Consider the following 4,232-nt stretch of genomic DNA (forward strand, 5'->3'; position numbering starts at 1 on the left):
TACCTTAGGATTGATCCTATTAGGAACGCTTACTTCATATTCCCAAGAAACCAACGCACCTAAATTTGGTAAAGGACTGTTCAATTTAGTGGGGCAAGACAGTACTTGGACCATGAAGATTGCCACAAGAATGCAATTTCTATCTATTGCAACCTGGGATGAAGGGGCAGACGGTGGCCTTGCAAATCCCGAACAAAACTTTTTGGTCCGTAGAGCACGATTAAAGTTCGATGGTTTTGCCTATACGCCAAAACTTACGTATAAACTTGAGCTAGGACTTTCGAATAGGGATATTTCAGGCGCCTCGGCCTTTACAAGCAATGCCCCAAGATATATATTGGATGCCGTTGTGATGTGGAATTTCTATGAAAATTTTGAATTGTGGGTTGGCCAGACTAAACTACCGGGCAATATAGAGCGTGTTATATCTTCAGGTAATCTGCAACAAGTAGATCGTTCCTTATTGAATAGTCGATTCAATATAGATCGGGATGCCGGCATTCAATTGAGGCATCATTTTAACCTATCGGATAATTTCTTGGTGCGGGAAAAATTTGCTATTTCCCAAGGGGAAGGCAGAAATATTACCACTGGGAATTTGGGTGGACATCAGTATACCGCCCGATTGGAATTTTTACCTTTCGGTGAATTCGAGGGTAGTGGTGATTATAGCGGAAGTGATTTAAAGCGTGAAGCAAAACCAAAGTTGATGTTGGCGGTAAACTACGATACCAATCAAAATGCCGTTAAAACCCGAAGTAACCAAGGTTCTTATATGACCAATGATATTGGTTTTTATGAAACCAACATAAATACATTCTTTTTCGATGGCATGTTCAAGTACAACGGTTTTTCATTTATGTGGGAATACGCCAATAGGGATGCCGATAACCCAATTGCCAGAAATTCCGATGGTACGGAGACAGGTGATGTAGTTTGGGTAGGTGATGGCCTAAATCTGCAGTCTGGTTATATGCTAGCTAAGGATTGGGAGATTTCGGGTCGTTATACGAATATAAACCTCGATGACATTACAGGAAGAGATGCTGAAACCCAATATACACTAGGACTATCAAAATACATCGTGGGACATAAACTAAAAGTGCAAACAGATTTGAGCTATCTTTCAGTTGATGGGGGATCTGACGAATTGATGTATAGATTGCAATTTGATGTCCATTTTTAATCCTCTTGTTAACAATCTAATAGCACTTTAATAATTTTCCCTTAACCAAATCAAAATCAAACTGGTTTTATTTTGCATAACATAATTTAGACGACAAAAAATGAAAAAAATTTTAGTTTTACTATCATTGGCATTGGCGATAAGCGCATGCGGAGACAAAAAAGAAAAGAAAGGCACTGAAGGTTCAAATGGGACAACTACCCTTTCTGGTACGATTAAGGTCGATGGTTCAAGTACGGTTTTTCCAATTACGGAAGCCGTGGCTGAAGAGTTCAGAGCCGTACAGCCGAAAGTAAATGTGACAATAGGCGTCTCTGGTACTGGTGGAGGATTCAAAAAATTCTCTAGGGGGGAAACAAATATTTCAGATGCTTCCCGCCCTATTAAAGACAAGGAAAAGGCAGCTTGTGAAGAAAACGACATTAAATATCTAGAGTTGGAAGTTGCCTATGATGGCTTGGCTGTTCTGGTACACCCAGAAAATGATTGGGTAGATAGTTTTACCGTTGAAGAACTCAAAAAAATCTGGGAACCTACGGCACAGGGTAAAATCATGAAATGGAACCAGATCCGTCCGGAATGGCCCAATCAAGAAATTCATTTATTCGGCCCCGGGGTGGCATCAGGCACTTATGATTATTTTACGGAGGCCGTAGTAGGTAAAAGTGGCTCAAGTAGAGGCGATTTCACAGCTAGTGAGGATGATCATGTTCTTGTACAAGGTATTGCTGGCGACAAATATTCATTAGGATTCTTTGGACTAGCCTATTATGCCGAAAACAAGGATAAATTAAAACTAATAGGTGTACATAATGGGGAAGAAGTGGTTAAACCCTCTCTAGAAACTGTTAAAAATGGCTCGTATAGACCCTTGTCAAGGCCTTTGTTCATTTATGTGAACAGCACCTCTGTTGCCTTGCCTGAAGTTGTCGAGTTTGTTAACTTCTATATAGATAATGCAGGTGAATTATCAAAAGACGTGGGGTATATTCCACTTCCGTCGGAAAACTACAGTGCCCAAAAAGCAAATTTTAAAACTTTTGTTGAAAACAACAAATAAGCAAAAGTTTTTTTAGGATATTCAGGTGTCTCTTTAGGCGCCTGACTTCCTTTTTAAATATTACTTAATGCGGAAAATCAGAGAATTGATAATCGAAAAGTCACTGTTGTCCAGTGCCTTAATAACCATTGCAATAACCATTGGAATCATCCTTGTATTGTCTATCGAGGCTTTTCGATTTTTTAGCGAGGTTTCGATTTTTGATTTTTTTACCGATACACAATGGACACCCCTTTTCACTGAAAAGCATTTTGGGATTTTACCCTTGCTGTCTGGCACATTGCTTACTTCGTTTATAGCCATAGCCTTTGCCCTGCCAATAGGACTATCAATAAGCATTTATTTAAGTGAATATGCCCCAAAGGGTTTTCGAAAATCCGTAAAACCACTTTTAGAACTCCTTGCTGCAGTACCAACCGTAGTTTATGGGTTTTTCGCTCTAGTGGTCGTGACGCCATTTTTACAGGAACTGATTCCGAACCTATCAGGATTCAACTCGCTATCTGCAGGTATTGTAATGGGAATAATGATTATTCCTTACATATCGTCATTAAGTGAAGATGCTTTACATGCGGTTCCCGACTCACTTCGAGAAGCTTCGTTTGGTATGGGATCCACAAGACTTCAAACGGCATTCAAGGTGATTGTACCAGCAGCCTCTTCCGGTATTATTGTCTCCATAATCCTGGCCATTTCCAGAGCAATCGGGGAAACCATGATTGTTGCCATAGCAGCAGGACAACAACCTAGATTAACCTTGGATCCAACCGTGCCAATCGAAACTATAACAGCCTTTATTGTTCAAGTGAGTTTGGGCGATGTGCAACATGGATCCTTGGAATATAGGACTATTTTCGCAGCCGGTATAACACTATTCGTCTTTACGTTTTTATTGAATACGTTAAGTTACCGAATTAGAAAAAAATTCCAGGAAAAGTATGAATAATCTCCGCAAAAACAGGCTGAAAGATCAGATCTTCAAATACTGGGGAATCTTCTGTACCATAATTGGTTTGGTATTGCTCGTCGTATTCATTGGTGATATTTTAATTGATGGTGTTCGTAGAATCGATTGGGGTTTTATTACGGATCTTCCATCACGAAAAGCAGAAAAATCAGGGATATATACGGCTTTAATGGGAAGTATATGGATTTTGTTCTTTACCACCATAATCGCCTTTCCTATGGGCGTGGCTGCAGGAATATACCTTGAGGAATACAGCAAAAAAAATAAACTTGCCGGGTTATTGGAAATAAATATATCAAACCTGGCAGGCGTCCCTTCCATTATTTATGGGCTATTGGGCTTAGAGGTATTTGTGAGAATAATGGGGTTAGGGGCAAGTGTTTTAGCAGGGAGTTTAACTCTTTCATTATTGATACTCCCTATTGTAATTGTGGCTACAAGAGAGGCCATTAAAGCAGTTCCTTCATCAATCAAAGATGCTTCTTTTGCATTGGGCGCATCTAAATGGCAGACCATATGGCATCAGATTTTACCTGCCTCTGGAGGTGGGATCTTAACAGGGGTGATTTTGGCACTATCAAGAGCAGTGGGTGAAACAGCTCCTTTGATTGTGGTTGGCGCTCTGGCCTATGTTCCTTTCGCTCCGGAAAATCCTATGGATGAATTTTCGGTACTGCCGATTCAAATATTCAATTGGATATCAAGGCCACAACCCGGATTTATCGAAAATGCGGCAGCTGCGATAATTATATTACTCCTCATCACTTTTATTATGAACGGTATTGCGGTTTACTTTAGAAACAAATGGCAGAAGAAATGGAAATAATTATGGAAAAACCTATTAAAGAACCTACGATACTGGATAGTGTTATTGATACCTCGTTAAAAAAAACACATAAAATAGAGGTTAATGATGCAAAAGTATGGTATGGCGATTTTGAAGCTATTAAGGGTATCGACATGACCATTAAGGCAAATACGGTAACCGCCTTTATTGGCCCTTCTGGATGTGGCAAATC

The 4,232-nt window shown here is 39.8% G+C and carries 4 protein-coding genes and 1 pseudogene; all 5 read left to right on the top strand.

From position 1 onward, the window contains the following. Positions 1–10: 10 nt before the first annotated feature. Positions 11–1,186 carry a porin gene (locus WBM98_RS03660; RefSeq protein WP_424364672.1) on the top strand — a complete coding sequence of 392 codons (1,176 nt, stop codon included), beginning with the start codon at positions 11–13 and terminating at the stop codon, positions 1,184–1,186. Between the two features lie 100 nt (positions 1,187–1,286). Then, positions 1,287–2,246, top strand: a complete 960-nt coding sequence (locus tag WBM98_RS03665) for a phosphate ABC transporter substrate-binding protein PstS family protein (protein ID WP_424364669.1) — start codon at positions 1,287–1,289, stop codon at positions 2,244–2,246. Positions 2,247–2,313: 67 nt separating this feature from the next. Then, positions 2,314–3,192 carry a phosphate ABC transporter permease subunit PstC gene (pstC, locus tag WBM98_RS03670; protein WP_424364670.1) on the top strand — a complete coding sequence of 293 codons (879 nt, stop codon included), beginning with the start codon at positions 2,314–2,316 and terminating at the stop codon, positions 3,190–3,192. Next, entirely contained in the window at positions 3,185–4,039 is an 855-nt protein-coding gene (pstA, locus tag WBM98_RS03675; protein WP_424364671.1) for a phosphate ABC transporter permease PstA, read from the top strand. Before pstC ends, pstA begins: the two co-directional genes overlap by 8 nt. Next, positions 4,030–4,232 (top strand): annotated as a pseudogene (pstB, locus tag WBM98_RS03680) (phosphate ABC transporter ATP-binding protein); the annotation flags it as partial. The gene pstA and the pseudogene pstB, both read left to right, overlap by 10 nt.

The sequence above is a fragment of the Maribacter sp. genome (assembly GCF_049667165.1).
GTDB lineage: Bacteria > Bacteroidota > Bacteroidia > Flavobacteriales > Flavobacteriaceae > Maribacter_A.

Bases quoted from the DNA above. Each gene is read 5' to 3' on its own strand.
- WBM98_RS03665 (WP_424364669.1), top strand. From the start codon at position 1,287: ATGAAAAAAATTTTAGTTTTACTATCATTGGCATTGGCGATAAGCGCA.
- pstC (WP_424364670.1), top strand. From the start codon at position 2,314: ATGCGGAAAATCAGAGAATTGATAATCGAAAAGTCACTGTTGTCCAGT.
- pstA (WP_424364671.1), top strand. From the start codon at position 3,185: ATGAATAATCTCCGCAAAAACAGGCTGAAAGATCAGATCTTCAAATAC.